Below are 14,324 nucleotides of genomic sequence, written 5' to 3'. Positions count from 1 at the left end.
CCCCCCCCCCCCCCCCCCCCCCCCCCCCCCCCCCCCCCCCCCCCCCCCCGGCCGGCGCGCACCCGGGTAGAGTCAGGGACCACAGGGCGAACGGGAGTTCAACGGCGGGGGGGGTGGCGGGGGATGAACGCACCACGGGGACTGCGAGCCGCGCAGGGCCTGTACGTGACGGCCGTGGGCAGCCTGGCGGTGCTCGGCGGTGTCCGCGGCAGCGCGCCGCCCTACCTCGTGGCGATCGCCGCGACCCTGCCGGTCGGTATCGCGGCGATCGTGCTCATCTACGGCGGCTACGCACTGCTCAAGGGCGTGGGCGGCCTGTGGGCCCCGACCACGCGCGCCGGCGGCGACGACGCGGTCTGGCTCAGCGCCGGCAGCGCCGCGCTGAATGTCGCCGTCCTGGTCGCGGCGGCGCTCGCCAACGTCGTGCTGCTCGAAGTCCTCCGCCGCCGGCGCCGCCGCGCCGCCGCGCGCTGACGCACCCGGCCGCCGCCCCGTCGGGCGGCGGCCGGGTGCGTCGCGGGACCGCCGCCCACCAGGGCGGCCCCGCCGGGTCCGATGGCCCGGCCTCGGCTCAGACGGCCGCCACCGGCGCCGCCTGCTCGGCCGCCACCGCCTCGCCGGGCAGCGGCGCCGCCCCGCCCAGCAGCCCGGCCAGGTGCTCGCTGATGGCGGAGACGGTGGGCTGGTGCCACGGGAGCGTCGCCGGCAGCGTGGTGCCGAAGCGCTTCTCCAGCCGCCGCCGGATGACGATCGTCATCACCGAGTCGAGGCCCTGCTCACGCCGTCTGGCACAGCGCGGTCGCCGGGCTGGCGCGGTCGCGCGTCACCCACTACGACAAGGACGCGCTACGAGTCGAGGCCCGATGAGCGGCACACCCGCCGGCGAACGCCTGGGCGCCGGACGGTGCATCGCGTCCGCCGCGGAACCGGCCGCCACCCGCACCTCCGCCCACGAGCTGGGCACCGCCGACGGCGCCGACGTCACCGGCGTGCTGCGTACCGTCCCCGGCGCGGCGACCGTGGTCTGCCTCATACATCCGCGCCAGGACTTCACCCGTCACGTCCTGGTCCCCGAACTGCTCATGCGCGGCTTCGCCGTCTGGACGCAGGGCACCCGCTCGCCGAACAACGACCTGTCGCTGCTCCATGAGCAGGCCGTCCTGGACATGGCCGCCGGAAGCAGCCTCGCCGCCACCGAGATCGGGCGGTGGCTGGCCGAACGGCATCCGGTCGGCCGGACGTCCTCCTGACCCCCGGTGCGCACCGTGGTCCCGGTGCGCACCGCCGCGTGACGGACATGAGCACCGTGCGGCCTCAGCTCAGCCACCAGACGGACAGTCCGCCCAGGAAGAAGAGCAGGCAGGCGGCGAGATTGGTGCGCCAGTACGCGACGAAGATCGCGACGAACTCACGGATCACCGCGCTGGGCCAGAAATACGCGGCCGTGGGGGACCCCACAACGTGCCCTCTTATTCCCACCCGGCGCGAGATCATCGCGGCACGGAAGACGTGGTAGTTGTTCGTCACGACCACACACCGGTAGCCGGAGTTCGCCTTCTCCATGATGGCCTTGCTGAACCGCAGATTCTCCTCGGTGTTCGTCGAGCGGTCCTCGCGGTCGATCAGCGCGGCCGGGAAGCCGCGTGCGACGAGATAGTCGGCCATCGCGTGCGACTCCGGTATCTTCTCGTCGGGACCCTGGCCGCCGGAGGCCAGCAGCACCGGCCGCCTGCCGCGCACCGCGAGCTTCCTGTGCACCGCCCGCGCCCGTTCCAGACGGCTGGCCAGCAGCGGTGACACGTCGGTCCCGCCGATGAGGCCCGAGCCGAGGACCACCACGTAGTCGGCCCTGCGGCGGATGTGAAGGCGCCCGTAGAGAAAGCCGTAGACGATGAAGCAGACGAAGAGGAAGGCGATGTAGCCGGCCACGGCGACGGCTGTCCCCGCGGCCACCGTCAGCGTGTGGTCGCGCAGCACCGAGGCGGTGACGAACAGCGCGACGAGAGTCGCCAGCGCGATTCCCGCGAGCAGGGACAGCAGATTGGCGAGGCTCCTGCCCTCCTTGCTCACCATGGTCACACCGTTGGTGATCAGCAGCCACGACAGGGCGACGACGCCCAGCCCCGCGAGCACGAGCAGGGCGATGGTGAGGTCTTTGCCCAGCGTCTCGTGCGCCCTGATGAGTTCGAGAAGCCATGCGGCCGACGCGAAGGTGAGGGAAAGTCCCAGGAGAACGGCGTTGCTGAAGCGGCGCGGCTCGCGGAGCGCTCCGACACAGAACACGAGAAAGAGCAAGAACGCCGGAGCGTAGGCCAACATGCCCACATATTAGGGTCTGCGCCGGAAAGCCCCTGCCGCCGGCTCACCGCCGCCCGCGGCCTCGGACACCGCCACCCGCGCCGGACCGGCAGCGCACCGCCCGGCCCCGGCGCAACGGGGCTCAACCCGGCTCGGCTCGACGCGGCCCGGCCCGGCCCTCGGCCCGGCTCCGCTTCGCGGAGAATCCGCCCCGGGCGGAATACATGATCCACTGTCGGCGCTGTCCTGAAGCATGACTTCTCTGCGCAGACTCGGCCCCTCCGACCTCGAGGTCTTCCCGCTCGCCCTCGGCGGCAACGTCTTCGGCTGGACCGCCGACGAGGAAGCCTCCTTCGCCGTGCTGGACGCCTACGCGGCCGCCGGCGGCAACTTCGTCGACACCGCCGACTCCTACTCCGCCTGGATCGAGGGCAACAAGGGCGGCGAGTCGGAGACGATCATCGGCAAGTGGGTCAAGGCCCGCGGCAACCGCTCCGACGTCGTCATCGCGACCAAGGTCAGCCAGCACCCGGACTACAAGGGCCTGTCCGCGGCCACCATCAAGGCCGCCGCCGACGCCTCGCTGCGCCGCCTGGACACCGACCACATCGACCTTTACTACACGCACTTCGACGACCTCGACGTGCCGGTCGAGGAGATCATCGGCGCCCTGGACGAGCTGGTGAAGGCCGGCAAGGTCCGGCAGATCGCCGCCTCCAACATCACCCCCGAGCGGCTCCGCGCCTCGCTGGACTTCTCCGACCGCGAGGGCCTGGCCCGCTACGTGGCCCTCCAGCCGCACTACAACCTGGTCTCCCGCGACACCTACGAGGGCGAGCTCCAGGACCTCGCCGCAAGCGAGGGCCTCGCCGCCGTCCCGTACTTCGCCCTCGCGTCGGGATTCCTCACCGGCAAGTACCGCCCCGGCACCACCGTCGACAGCGCCCGTGCCGGCGCGGTCGCCAAGCACCTGGAGTCCGAGCGCGGCCGGCGGGTCCTCGCGGCCCTGGACGAGGTCGCCGCCGCCCATGAGGCCCCCGTCGCCACGGTCGCCCTCGCCTGGCTGGCCGCCCAGCCGACGGTCGCCGCCCCCATCGCCTCGGCCCGCACGGCCGACCAGCTCCCGGCGCTGCTGGGCGTCGCGGAGCTGGCCTTGAAGGACGAGGAAGTGGACCGCCTGACGCAGGCCTCGGCCTGACACCTCCCGCTCCACCTACTCGATCGGCAGCGCCTCAGGAGCCGTCGCCGCGACCACGGTCTACGCGGCGGCGGGCTGGACAGCCGTGTGCACGCTGGGCGGCGGGATCAGCGTGCTCGCTCTTCTCCTGTGGGCCGTCACGCGCCGGGCGGCCGGGTAGCCGGCGTCAGAACGCCCTGGCCGCTGCGGCGCCGGCGAAGGAGAGGCCCACTGCGATTCCCACGCTGAGCACCAGATAGGAGGCGGCGGTGGCCAGCCGGCGCTTGGAGGTGAGCGTCAGCAGCTCGTAGGAGAACGTCGACCAGGTGGACAGCGCCCCGCAGAGCCCCGTCGCGAGCAGCAGGCTCTGCCCAGACGTGAGGCCGCCGCCGGCCGCAGTCTGGGCGACGTAGCCGAGGATCAGGGACGCGGCGGCGTTGGCGGCGAAGGTTCCCAGAGGGAAGCCGCTGCCGAGGCGGTGGTTTGCCTCGACCCCCAGCAGATAGCGGATCGGCGCCCCCACGGCGGCACCGGCGAGTACGAGCAGCCAGTCGGTCATCGCCTGTCGCCGGGGGCGGGGCGCCGCGGCATGAGGACCGCGCGCGTACCGAGGGCGCCCAGGGTCACCGCGGACAGTGCCGCCGCCACCGTCAGCAGGAGATCGCCCACCGCGTACCCGGGCTGGCCCCGGTCGAAGAGCTGCCGCACATTGTCAGCGTAATGGGAGAAGGACGTGAAACCGCCGAGCAGCCCGGTGCCGAGCAGCGGGCTGATAAGCCGGGGAGCGCCGGGAAATCGGAATTTGACGGTCGCCATGAGGATTCCCATCAGCAGGCAGCCCGTGGTGTTGACCAGCAAAATGGTCCAGGGAAAGGCCGGCGGGTCATTCGGCCACAGGAGTTCGGCACCGTAGCGCGCGCTCGCGCCCGCCGCCCCGCCCAGCGCGACCGCCCCCACCACCGGCAGTTGCGATCCGGGGTGGTGATCGGGATGGTCACGGCGCCTCATGGCGATCTTCGGGTGCATGCGGCCACCTTGGCAGCTTCCCGCGCCGGCCTGTCCGACTCACGCGCGAAGCGGACCGTTTATGGTCCGAACGGGCGGGTACGGGCGGGTCGGTTCCGGGCGGGTGGTGAATATCGTGCCACGATGCCGTGGCGCTATCCGGTCTCCACTGGAGCTGTGCTGTTCACCGGTCCGCCGCGACGCTGGGATTCACCGTGCTCATTTCCGAACCAGATGTCCTGCTTGAATTCCAGCGCAAAAAGCTGCCGGGATTTCTGCTGGCGTCCGTGCGCGGTGTGGGCCAGGTCGACCTTCAGCCGTGTCTGTGGACAGGCGTGCTCATCCTGGCCGGCCTGTGGGCGGCGGGCTGGGAGATCGGGCTGTTCGCGACACTGGGGACCCTCGTGTCGACGGCCGCCGCCCATCTGGTGGCGGTCGACCGGTCGAACATCGCTCTCGGCCTCCAGGGCTACTGCGGGTGCCTCACCGGCGTCGCCCTGGTCACCTCGCTGGGCGGCCACCCGGCCACCTACGCGCTCGCCGTCATCGGCGCGGCCATGTGCACCATGCTGCTGGCGGCGCTCACCACCCTGCTGGCGCCGTACGGCCTGACCGCGCTCACCGCACCGTTCTGCCTGGTCTCCGGGATCATGGTGATCGGCGCGCCGTCCTTCGGCCGTATCTGGCACGGCGCCCCCCGGGCGGTGTCCAGCACCACCACGGGAGACCGGGCGCTGTCCTGGCACGACCTGTGGCACGCCTTCTTCACCAACATCTCGCAGGTCTTCCTGGTGGACGAGTGGTACGTCGGGCTCATCATCCTGGTGGGCCTGGCCTTCGCCGGAGCGCGGGTGGTGCTGTACGCGGCGGCCGGCAGCGTCGTGGGGATCTTCGCGGCCTGGGCGCTGGGCGCCCCCGCCTCCCTGATCTCCAACGGCATCTACGGCTACAACGCCGTTCTCGTCGCCATCGCCATGGGCGCCGTCTTCCTCACCGCGACGCTGTGGAACGGGGTGTACGCCCTCATCGGCGCCGCGGCCACCACGGGTCTGACGGCCGCGCTGACCTCCATCTTCAAGACGTTCGGCGGCCACACCTTCACCTGGCCTTTCATCCTCACGACCTGGGCGTTCATGGCGGCCGTCCCTGCTCTGCCCCGTTTCCGGCGGAGCGGCTGACCGTTCGCGCGAACCGCCCCTCCCCTCCGTAGACCCCGAGGAAGGTACCGACGTGAATCTCGCCCCTCGCGAGGTAGACAAACTGCTGGTGTACGTGGTGGCCGACCTGGCCAGGAAGCGCCAGAGCCGCGGCCTGAAGCTGAACTACAGCGAGTCCGTCTCGCTGATCACCGAGGCCATTCTCGAGGCCGCCAGGGACGGCAAGAGCGTGGCCGACTGCATGGAGCTGGGGCGGCACGTCCTCGGCGAGGACGACACGATGCCGGGTGTGCGGGACATGCTCGGGCTGCTCCAGGTCGAGGCGTCCTTCATGGACGGCACCAAGCTGGTGTCCTGCCACGACCCCATCGGCGGCTGACCGCGGTGTCCCAGCCCTGCCGGGTGATCGCCGTGTGCGGCCACGAGGCCGGCTTCGGGGCGGCGCTGCGCGACACGGCCGACCCGGCGCTGTCCGTCGTGACGGCGGGGCGGGAGCTGTTCCGGTGCGTCATCGAGCTGCGGCTGCTGGGCGAGGAGGTGTGCGTCGTCCCCATATCGCTCGGCCGGGATCCCGAACTCGTCGCGGACACCGCCCGTACGCTGCGTTCGCTGGCGGCGGGCGAGCGCCGGGGAACGGTTCTCGCCCCGCCGTTCGGGACCTCGCAGCATCTGACGTCCTGGCTACGGGCCGCGGCGAGCGGGATTCCCGCGGACAGCGCCCTGCTGCTCACCGCGCCCGCCGGCGACCCGTTCGACGACGCCGAGCTGTACCGGGTCGCGAGCCTGGTCCGCCGGTACGGCAACCACGCCCTCATCGAGGTCGCGTTCACCGGCGGTGATCCCGATCCGGCCGAGGGTGTCCGGCGCTGCCGGCGGCTGGGGGCAGCGGCCGTCACGGTGCTGCCGGCCTCGTTCGTACCGCCGCCCGCGGTCCCGGACGACGCGCGGACGCGGGTCCACGGCCCGCTGCTCTCCCCTGCGGCGCTGGCCCGGGTGATCGCCGAGCGGGTGGCCGACGCCCGCGGCCGGTGGAGTGAGCACGGCGACGACGGCGTCGCGGCCGGACTCGGCGCGGCCGACGGCCACGGACACCACCACACCCACCCACCGGGCGAGGGACACGGTCACCGTCACGGCCACGGCCCCCCGCATCCCCATCCGCACCCGCACGCCCATGCTGCGGGCCGAGTCGACAGGAGCACCCCATGACGTTCCGCCAGAAGTACCTGTACGGCGAGGATCCGGTCGAGATCAACGCCGGCCGCCGTACGGTCACGCTCTCCGTCAGCAACACCGGCGACCGGGCGATCCAGATCGGGTCGCACTACCACTTCTTCGAGGTCAATTCCGCGCTGCTGTTCGACCGCATGAGGGCGCTCGGCATGCACCTGAACATCCCCGCCGGCACGTCGGTGCGCGTCGAGCCCGGCGGGACGCGGGAGGTCGAGCTCTGCGAATACGCCGGGACGGGGCGGCTGATCGGTTTCAGCGGGCTGCTCAACGGCAGCCTCGCCTCCCACCCGGTCAGGGTCGAGGCGGTCCGCAAGGCGATCGAGCAGGGGTACCAGGGCGCCCAGGACCAGGCCGAGCCCGACTCCGGCCCCGGTGCGGCGGGATCGAGCACGAAGAGCGGCAAGCAGTCCCAGCACAAGAAGAAGGGTCACCACTGATGCCCATCCTGCCCCGCAAGCAGTACACCGACATGTTCGGCCCGACGGTCGGCGACCGCTTCCACCTCGCGGACACCAATCTCATCGTCGAGGTCGAGAAGGACTTCAGCGAGGGCCAGTACGGCGACGAGGTCCTCTACGGCGGCGGCAAGACGATGCGGGACGGTATGGCCTCCGACCCGCAGGCGACCGCCGCGCAGGGCGCGCTCGACACCGTCATCACCAACGTCGTGCTGATCGACCCGGTGGTCGGGGTCGTGAAGTGCGACATCGGCATCAAGAACGGCATGATCGCCGGCATCGGCAAGTCGGGGAACCCGCAGACGCAGAACAACGTGCACCCCGATCTGGTCATCGGACCCGGCACCGAGGCCATCGCGGGCGAGCACCTCATCGCCACCGCCGGCGCCATCGACACCCACGTCCACCTCATCGCCCCGCAGCAGGCCGAGCAGGCGCTCACCAACGGCATCACCACCCTGATCGGCGGCGGCACCGGACCGTCCGACGGCACGAACGGCACGACGTGCACCCCCGGCCCGTACAACATCGCGCGCCTGCTGCAGGCGGCCGAGGGCCTGCCGGTGAATCTCGGCATCATGGGCAAGGGCAACGGCAGCCTGCCGGAGGCCCTGGAGGAGCAGGTCGTCGCCGGCGCCTGCGCCCTGAAGGTGCACGAGGACTGGGGCGCCACGCCCGCCGTGATCGACAACGCCCTCAAGGTCGCCGACCGGCACGACGTCCAGGTCGCGATCCACACCGACAGCCTGAACGAGTCCGGCTTCTTCGAGGACACCCGCTCCGCGATCGACGGCCGCACCATCCACACCTTCCACAGCGAGGGCGCGGGCGGCGGTCACGCGCCGGACATCATGCGGGTCGCCGGCGAGCCGAACATCCTGCCGTCCTCGACCAACCCGACGCTGCCGTACACCAAGAACTCGGTGGACGAGCTGCTGGACATGGTGATGGTGTGCCACCACCTCAGCCACGACATCCCCGAGGACGTCTCCTTCGCCGACAGCCGGGTCCGCGCCGAGACGATCGCCGCGGAGACGGTGCTGCACGACCTCGGCGTGATCAGCATGTTCTCCTCCGACTCCCAGGCAATGGGCCGGGTCGGGGAGTCCGTCACCCGGGCCTTCCAGACCGCGCACCACTGCAAGGACAAGTTCGGCCCGCTCGATGGTGATTCGGAGCGCAACGACAACCAGCGGGTGCTGCGCTACCTCGCGAAGATGACCATCAATCCCGCCATCGCCACCGGCATCTCGGACCACATCGGCTCGATCGAGAAGGGCAAGCTGGCGGACATCGTCCTGTGGCCCATCCACTCCTTCGCCGCCAAGCCGAAGATGGTCATCAAGGGCGGCATCATCTCCTGGGCCCAGATGGGCGACCCCAACGCCTCCCTGCCGACCCCGCAGCCGGTCATCTACCGGCCGATGTTCGGGCAGTACGGCAAGGCGCTGCCGTCGACCCACGTCACCTTCATGTCCCAGGCGGGCATCGCCGCCGGAGTCCCGGCCGCGCTCGGCCTGGAGCGCACGGTCCTGCCGGTCAGCCGTACCCGGATCATCGGCAAGCACAACATGATCCGCAACAACGCGCTGCCGGACATCAAGATCGACCCCGAGACGTTCAAGGTCACCCTCAACGGCAAGGTCGCGACCATCGATCCGGCCAGCGAACTTCCCCTCAACCAGCTGTTCTTCCTCGCCTAGGCGTATGGACGACGACGAGAACGGCACTCCGGCATCCCGGATCGGCTCGCTGCTGGTCAGCCTCCAGCTGACCGACTCCGCCTTCCCGAGCGGCTTCTACACGCTGTCGCACACGCTGGAGGGCTTCGCCCAGGCCGGAGCCGTCGACGCCGAGAGCCTGCCGCCGCTGCTGGAGGACCTGCTGCTGCACGGGGTCGGCCCGGCCGACGCCACCGCGCTCGCGCTCGCCCACCGGGCGACCCGCGCCGGGGACTTCGAGGCCGTCGTGCGGATCGACGAGTACCTGTTCGCCACCAAGCTCGGGCGGGAGATGCGCCTGGCGGCGACCCGTACCGGACGGCAGCTGCTGGACCTCGCCCGTGAGGTCTTCCGCCACCCGGAGATCGGCGACTACTTCGAACGGGTCCAGCGCCGTGAGGCGCCCGGGACGCAGGCGGTGGCGGCGGGAGTCGTCTACGGGGCGGCGGGGGTGCCGCTGCGGCAGGCCGTCGTCTCGGACCTCTTCGCCTTCTGCGTGAGCTTCGCCGGCGCGGCCCTGCGGCTGCGGCTGACCGACCACCGCAAGGCGCAGGTACTGCTCCGGCGGGCCGCTCCGGTCGTCGAGGCCGCCGCGGAGGCGGCCATGCACCGGGACCTGGCCGACGTCGGAGCCACCGTCTTCGCCTCCGACGCCATGTCGGGCCGTCACGAACGCGCCGAGGCCAGGCTCTTCGCCAGCTGACCGATCCACCCACACCCACGAGCAAGCCACGCCAGGGAGCACCATGAACGACAACGTCCTGCGGATCGGTATCGGCGGCCCTGTGGGGTCCGGGAAGACCGCGCTCATCGAGGCGCTGGTGCCGGTGCTGATCGCCCGCGGCCACCACCCCTCGGTGATCACCAACGACATCTACACGCAGGAGGACGCGCAGCACATCCGCCGCACTCTCGACGGGATCCTGGAACCCGAGCGGATCGTCGGAGTCGAGACCGGGGCCTGCCCGCACACCGCCGTGCGCGACGACCCGACGATGAACCTCGCGGCGGGCGCCGAGATGCTGGAGCGGTTCCCCGACACCGACATGCTGCTCTACGAGTCCGGCGGCGACAACCTCACCCTCACCTTCAGCCCGGTGCTGGCCGATGTCTTCATCTTCGTGCTGGACACCGCCGAGGGCGAGAAGATGCCCCGCAAGCGGGGACCGGGCATCACGGACTCCGACCTGCTGGTCATCAACAAGATCGACATCGCGCAGTACGTGCGCACCGACATCACCGTCATGGAGTCCGACGCCCACCGGGTCCGCGACGACCGCCCCGTCGTCCTGACCGACTGCCTGACCGGAGTGGGCATCGACGACATCGCCAGCTACATCGAGTCCCGCCGAACGGTGCTGGTCTGAGATGCGGACCGCCGCCCTTCCGGCACGGCCCGACCGGCTCACCCCGGCGTACTACACGGCGGTCCGCGTCCCCCCGCATCTGGCCGCCACCGCGTCGCTGCCCGACACGCTGCCCGCCGGCTCGCCCGCCAAGGTCGGCATCCTCGACCTGGCCTTCGCGCTACGCGGCGGGCGCACCGAACTCGTCGAGCGCTACCAGAAGTCGCCGCTGCAGATCATGCGGCCGCTGTGGATCGACGCCGAACTGCCCGGCATGAGCTACGTCTACCTGATGGCCACCGGCGGCGGGATCGTCCAGGCCGACCGCTACCGGATGGACTTCCGCTGCGGCCCCGGCACCCAGGTGCACCTGACCAGCCAGGCCGCCACCAAGGTGCTGCGGACCGAATACGACTGCGCGACCCAGCTCGTCCGGCTGACCGCGCAGGCCGGCAGCTACGTGGAATACCTGCCCGATCCGCTGATCCCGTTCAAGGACTCCCGCTTCTACCAGCGCACCGAGGTCATCGTGGCCCCCGGCGCGACCGTCGTGCTCGGGGAGACCCTCACCGCGGGACGGCTGGCCAGGGGCGAGCGCCACGCGTACCGGGCGCTGGCCACCGACCTGCACGTGTCCCGGCCCGACGGCACCCTGCTCGCCGTCGACACGCTCCGCCTGACGTCCGCCGCGCCCGGTCCCGCGGGCGGGGGTCCCGCGGTTTTCGCCGGCGCCGACCACGTCTCCTCGCTGTTCGTGATCACCGACCGCGTAACGGCCGCGGAGATCGCCGACGCCCTGCACGAGGCGCTGGCGGGATTCGGCGTGCTGTACGGGGTCAGCGTGCTGCCACGGGACTGCGGCGCCTGGGTCCGGCTGCTGGACAGCGATCCGGTACGGGTCACCGCCGCCCGCACCGCCGCGTGGCACCGCGTACGCGTGCTCCTGACCGGCCGCCCGGCGCCCGACCTGCGCAAACCGTGAATCCCGCCCGCCCGATCCCCCACCCCATGAGGTAGCCACCGTGATTGCCGCGCCCCCGCCGATGCCGCCCGCCTACAGTTCAGGCGACACCGCCTGGCTGCTGGCCTCCACCGCCATGGTGCTGCTGATGACGCCCGGGCTGGCGTTCTTCTACGGCGGCATGGTGCGTACCCAGCACATCCTGATGATGATCAAGATGAGCTTCGCCGCGCTCGCCTTCGGCACGCTCGTGTGGTGGATCGCCGGATACTCCCTGGCCTTCGGGCCGGACGTCGGCGGCGCCGGGCTCATCGGGAACCTCGACCACGCCTTCCTGCACGGCATCGGACTGGCCACGCTGTCCGGGCACATCCCCACCTACATCTTCAGCACCTTCCAGATGGGCTTCGCGATCGTCACCGTCGCCCTGATCAGCGGATCCATCGCTGACCGGGCCGCCATGAAGGGCTGGCTCGTCTTCGTCGTCCTGTGGCTGCTGATCGTCTACGTGCCAGTCGCCCACTGGGTGTTCGACCAGGACGGCTGGATCGTGCGGCACCTCGGCGCGCTCGACTTCGCGGGCGGTCTGCCGGTGGAGCTGAACTCCGGGGTCGCCGGCCTCGCGGTGGCGCTGGTGCTGCGCGCGCCGCGGGACTTCGCCCGCCGCGAGGAGCGTCCCAACAACATCCCGCTGGTCGTGATCGGTGTCGCCCTGCTCTGGTTCGGGTGGTTCGGCTTCAACTCCGGCTCGGCCCTGACCGACCAGGGGACCGCGGCCGCCGCCTTCATCAACACCCAACTGGGCGCCGCGGCGGCCATGGTGACCTGGCCGCTGGTCGAGAAGTGGCGGACGGGGACCGTCACCACCATGGGCGTGGTGTCCGCCGCGGTCGCCGGCATGGTCGCGATCACCCCCGCCTGCGGCGAGATCAACCCCCTCGGCGCGGTCGTCACCGGCCTGGTCACCGGCGCGGTGTGCGCCTTCGCCATCACCCTGAAATTCCGCTTCGGCATCGACGACACGCTCGACGTGGTCGGCGTGCACGGGGTCGGCGGGATGATCGGCCTGATCATGGTCGGACTCTTCGCCACCGCCCGGATCAGCGGCAAGAAGGGCCTCTTCTACGACGGCGGCTGGGGACTGCTGGGCCATCAGCTCGTCGCGGTCGTCTCCGTCCTCGGCTTCTCCTTCATCCTCACCTGGCTCATCGCGAAGGCGGTCGACCTGACCGTGGGCTTCCGCGCCGCCGAGGAGTACGGCAGCGTGCCCGGGGCCGAGCAGGAGCGCGCCTACGACTTCCAGACCGCCGAACGCCTCGGCGCGCTCGTCTCGGGCAAGCGGGTCGGCAGTGACGACGAACTCGTCCGGCAGATCGCCACCTTGCTGCGGACCCGCAAGGACGCCGGCTGAGCGTCCCCGCGGGGCCGCTTCGCGGGGAGGCCCCGCTATCCCAGGCCCTCGGTGAACCAGCGGGTGAGCGTCGTCGGATGGGTGATGGCCGTGCCGACCACGACGGTGAACGCGCCTGCGGCCAGAGCCGACCGGGCCTGCTCGGGGGTGTGGACGCGGCCCTCGGCGACGACGGGCACGGCCAGGTCGGCGCTCAGGCGCGCGACCAGGTCGAGGTCGGGGCCTTCGGGGTGCGGCGCCCGGCCCGTGTAGCCGGACAGGGTGGTGCCGACCAGGTCCGCGCCGAGGGCGGCGGCGGCGACGCCCTCCTCGTAGCTGGAGACATCGGCCATGAGCAGGCGGCCGGCCCGGTGGACGGCGCCGACGGTCCGCTCCAGGGTCTCGCCGCCGGGGCGCGGCCGGAAGGTGGCGTCGACGGCGACGATGTCGGCGCCGGTCGCGGCCACGGCGAGGGCGTGCCGCTCGGTCGGAGTGATGTGGACGCCCGATGTGCCGTCCTTCCACAGGCCGATGAGGGGTGCGTCGGTGACCGCGCGGATCGCGCGCAGGTCGTCCAGCCCCTGGGCGCGGATGCCGGCCGCGCCGCCCTCGATCACGGCGAGCGCCGTCTGCCGCATGATCAGCGGATCGCGCAGCGGCTCCCCGGGGTAGGCCTGGCAGGAGACGACCAGCCGGCCGCGCAGCCCTTCCAGGACGCCGGCGCCGGTAGCCGTACGGTCGTCGAGGCCGCTCACACCAGCACCTCCCGTCCCAGCAGCGCGGCACCGTACAGCGCGGCGTCGTCGCCGAGCGAGCCCGCCCGCAGGGGGGTGCCGGCGACGGCGGGGAGCAGGTGGGAGGCGACGGTGGCGCGGAGCGGGTCCCACCAGGCGGGGCCGCAGCGGCTGACCCCGCCGCCGAGCAGGACGAGATCGGGCGCCAGCACGTTGACCAGGCCGCCGATGGCCTCGCCCAGCGCGGTCGCGCCCGTGCGCAGGACGGCGAGCGCGACCGGATCGCCCTTCCCTGCCAGGGAGTCGACTCTGGGAAGGGCCGCGTCCGGCGCGTCCGCGAGCCGGCGGTAGGCCGCCGTCATCGCGGGTCCCGAGGCGGCGGCCTCGGTGTGGCCGTGGCCGCCGCACGGGCAGGGCAGCCCGGCCGCCGCGGGCACCGGCAGGTGGCCGGCCTCGCCCGCGGCGCCGCCGGCGCCGTGGTGGACGCGGCCGTCGATCAGGACGCAGCCGCCGACGCCGGTGCCGACGGTGAGCAGCAGGACGCAGGCGTGCCCGGCGGCGGCGCCCCGCCAGTGCTCGCCGAGCGCGTGGGCGTTGACGTCGTTGTCGACGCCGACCGGCAGTCCGAGCCGTGCCGAGAGCAGCCCGCGCAGGTCGGTGCCGCCCCAGCCGGGCAGCGCGGAGGTGGCGGAGCGCACCGTGCCGGTGCGCGGGTCGATGACGCCTGCGCTGCCGACGCCGACGGCGTCCACGGGCCGGCCGAGCTGGGTCACCGCCCGGGCCGCGGTGTCGAGGACGGCGGCGGGGCCGCGGTCGGCGGTGAGCAGGACGACGCCGACCGCGG

At 72.0% G+C, this 14,324-nt stretch carries 17 protein-coding genes and 1 pseudogene; 12 read left to right on the top strand and 6 right to left on the bottom strand.

Features of this window, described 5'->3' with window-relative positions; all coding sequences use genetic code 11:
- Positions 1-123: 123 nt before the first annotated feature.
- Entirely contained in the window at positions 124-474 is a 351-nt protein-coding gene (locus V7E46_RS27820) for a hypothetical protein (RefSeq protein ID WP_333770991.1), read from the top strand.
- 97 nt (positions 475-571) lie between these two features.
- On the opposite strand, the pseudogene V7E46_RS27815 reads toward V7E46_RS27820, so the two are convergent.
- Positions 572-766: pseudogene (locus V7E46_RS27815) on the bottom strand (acyl carrier protein); the annotation flags it as partial.
- Positions 767-863: 97 nt separating this feature from the next.
- On the opposite strand from V7E46_RS27815, the gene V7E46_RS27810 reads away from it, so the two are divergent.
- On the top strand, positions 864-1,250 hold the full coding sequence (locus tag V7E46_RS27810) for a hypothetical protein (RefSeq protein ID WP_333770990.1): 387 nt from the start codon (positions 864-866) through the stop codon (positions 1,248-1,250).
- 64 nt (positions 1,251-1,314) lie between these two features.
- Here the strand turns inward: V7E46_RS27810 and V7E46_RS27805 are convergent, their stop codons facing one another.
- Complete coding sequence (locus tag V7E46_RS27805) at positions 1,315-2,319, bottom strand: YdcF family protein (protein WP_333770989.1); 1,005 nt, start codon at positions 2,317-2,319, stop codon at positions 1,315-1,317.
- Positions 2,320-2,551: 232 nt separating this feature from the next.
- Here V7E46_RS27805 and V7E46_RS27800 point away from each other — a divergent pair, with 232 nt between their 5' ends.
- A complete protein-coding gene (locus tag V7E46_RS27800; RefSeq protein ID WP_333770988.1) occupies positions 2,552-3,496 on the top strand; it encodes an aldo/keto reductase in 945 nt (314 codons plus the stop codon).
- 166 nt (positions 3,497-3,662) lie between these two features.
- Here the strand turns inward: V7E46_RS27800 and V7E46_RS27795 are convergent, their stop codons facing one another.
- Both V7E46_RS27795 and V7E46_RS27790 read right to left on the bottom strand, forming a co-directional pair.
- The gene (locus V7E46_RS27795; protein WP_329172514.1) at positions 3,663-4,034 is read right to left on the bottom strand and encodes a fluoride efflux transporter FluC; all 372 of its coding nucleotides are present in this window, start codon (positions 4,032-4,034) and stop codon (positions 3,663-3,665) included.
- Positions 4,031-4,501, bottom strand: a complete 471-nt coding sequence (locus tag V7E46_RS27790; protein ID WP_333770987.1) for a fluoride efflux transporter FluC — start codon at positions 4,499-4,501, stop codon at positions 4,031-4,033. The genes V7E46_RS27795 and V7E46_RS27790 overlap by 4 nt, the downstream gene beginning before the upstream one ends.
- Positions 4,502-4,695: 194 nt before the next feature.
- Between V7E46_RS27790 and V7E46_RS27785 the strand changes: the two genes are divergently transcribed.
- The 9 genes from V7E46_RS27785 (at position 4,696) to V7E46_RS27745 (ending at position 12,767) form a co-directional block, all read left to right on the top strand.
- A complete protein-coding gene (locus V7E46_RS27785) occupies positions 4,696-5,658 on the top strand; it encodes an urea transporter (RefSeq protein WP_333770986.1) in 963 nt (320 codons plus the stop codon).
- Positions 5,659-5,710: 52 nt separating this feature from the next.
- Positions 5,711-6,016, top strand: a complete 306-nt coding sequence (locus V7E46_RS27780) for an urease subunit gamma (protein WP_333770985.1) — start codon at positions 5,711-5,713, stop codon at positions 6,014-6,016.
- A 5-nt stretch (positions 6,017-6,021) separates the two neighbouring features.
- Entirely contained in the window at positions 6,022-6,846 is an 825-nt protein-coding gene (locus V7E46_RS27775; protein WP_333770984.1) for a sirohydrochlorin chelatase, read from the top strand.
- On the top strand, positions 6,843-7,307 hold the full coding sequence (locus V7E46_RS27770) for an urease subunit beta (protein WP_333770983.1): 465 nt from the start codon (positions 6,843-6,845) through the stop codon (positions 7,305-7,307). The genes V7E46_RS27775 and V7E46_RS27770 overlap by 4 nt, the downstream gene beginning before the upstream one ends.
- Entirely contained in the window at positions 7,307-9,031 is a 1,725-nt protein-coding gene (ureC, locus tag V7E46_RS27765) for an urease subunit alpha (RefSeq protein ID WP_333770982.1), read from the top strand. Before V7E46_RS27770 ends, ureC begins: the two co-directional genes overlap by 1 nt.
- 4 nt (positions 9,032-9,035) lie before the next feature.
- Positions 9,036-9,752: an urease accessory protein UreF gene (locus V7E46_RS27760; RefSeq protein ID WP_333770981.1), complete on the top strand. Its 717-nt coding sequence runs from the start codon at positions 9,036-9,038 to the stop codon at positions 9,750-9,752.
- Positions 9,753-9,795: 43 nt separating this feature from the next.
- Positions 9,796-10,416: an urease accessory protein UreG gene (gene ureG, locus V7E46_RS27755; RefSeq protein ID WP_329172530.1), complete on the top strand. Its 621-nt coding sequence runs from the start codon at positions 9,796-9,798 to the stop codon at positions 10,414-10,416.
- A 1-nt stretch (position 10,417) separates the two neighbouring features.
- A complete protein-coding gene (locus V7E46_RS27750; protein WP_333770980.1) occupies positions 10,418-11,377 on the top strand; it encodes an urease accessory protein UreD in 960 nt (319 codons plus the stop codon).
- A 61-nt stretch (positions 11,378-11,438) separates the two neighbouring features.
- The gene (locus V7E46_RS27745; protein ID WP_443054368.1) at positions 11,439-12,767 is read left to right on the top strand and encodes an ammonium transporter; all 1,329 of its coding nucleotides are present in this window, start codon (positions 11,439-11,441) and stop codon (positions 12,765-12,767) included.
- A gap of 35 nt (positions 12,768-12,802) precedes the next feature.
- On the opposite strand, the gene V7E46_RS27740 is transcribed toward V7E46_RS27745, so the two are convergent.
- Together V7E46_RS27740 and V7E46_RS27735 are read right to left on the bottom strand one after the other, a co-directional pair.
- On the bottom strand, positions 12,803-13,501 hold the full coding sequence (locus V7E46_RS27740) for an N-acetylmannosamine-6-phosphate 2-epimerase (protein ID WP_333770978.1): 699 nt from the start codon (positions 13,499-13,501) through the stop codon (positions 12,803-12,805).
- On the bottom strand, positions 13,498-14,324 hold an 827-nt coding region (locus tag V7E46_RS27735), incomplete at its 5' end, for an ROK family protein (RefSeq protein ID WP_333770977.1). The genes V7E46_RS27735 and V7E46_RS27740, both read right to left, overlap by 4 nt.

Source organism: Streptomyces sp. IBSBF 2435 (genome assembly GCF_036815005.1).
In the GTDB taxonomy this organism is placed as follows: Bacteria; Actinomycetota; Actinomycetes; order Streptomycetales; family Streptomycetaceae; genus Actinacidiphila.
The sequence above is the reverse complement of the archived record's forward strand: the minus strand, read 5'-3'. Positions and strand labels throughout refer to the sequence as shown.

Excerpts from the sequence above, each read along its gene's own strand:
- V7E46_RS27820 (WP_333770991.1), top strand. The coding sequence starts at position 124 with ATGAACGCACCACGGGGACTGCGAGCCGCGCAGGGCCTGTACGTGACG.
- V7E46_RS27810 (WP_333770990.1), top strand. The coding sequence starts at position 864 with ATGAGCGGCACACCCGCCGGCGAACGCCTGGGCGCCGGACGGTGCATC.
- V7E46_RS27805 (WP_333770989.1), bottom strand. The coding sequence starts at position 2,319 with ATGTTGGCCTACGCTCCGGCGTTCTTGCTCTTTCTCGTGTTCTGTGTC.
- V7E46_RS27800 (WP_333770988.1), top strand. The coding sequence starts at position 2,552 with ATGACTTCTCTGCGCAGACTCGGCCCCTCCGACCTCGAGGTCTTCCCG.
- V7E46_RS27795 (WP_329172514.1), bottom strand. The coding sequence starts at position 4,034 with ATGACCGACTGGCTGCTCGTACTCGCCGGTGCCGCCGTGGGGGCGCCG.
- V7E46_RS27790 (WP_333770987.1), bottom strand. The coding sequence starts at position 4,501 with ATGCACCCGAAGATCGCCATGAGGCGCCGTGACCATCCCGATCACCAC.
- V7E46_RS27770 (WP_333770983.1), top strand. The coding sequence starts at position 6,843 with ATGACGTTCCGCCAGAAGTACCTGTACGGCGAGGATCCGGTCGAGATC.
- ureC (WP_333770982.1), top strand. The coding sequence starts at position 7,307 with ATGCCCATCCTGCCCCGCAAGCAGTACACCGACATGTTCGGCCCGACG.
- V7E46_RS27760 (WP_333770981.1), top strand. The coding sequence starts at position 9,036 with ATGGACGACGACGAGAACGGCACTCCGGCATCCCGGATCGGCTCGCTG.
- ureG (WP_329172530.1), top strand. The coding sequence starts at position 9,796 with ATGAACGACAACGTCCTGCGGATCGGTATCGGCGGCCCTGTGGGGTCC.
- V7E46_RS27750 (WP_333770980.1), top strand. The coding sequence starts at position 10,418 with ATGCGGACCGCCGCCCTTCCGGCACGGCCCGACCGGCTCACCCCGGCG.
- V7E46_RS27745 (WP_443054368.1), top strand. The coding sequence starts at position 11,439 with ATGCCGCCCGCCTACAGTTCAGGCGACACCGCCTGGCTGCTGGCCTCC.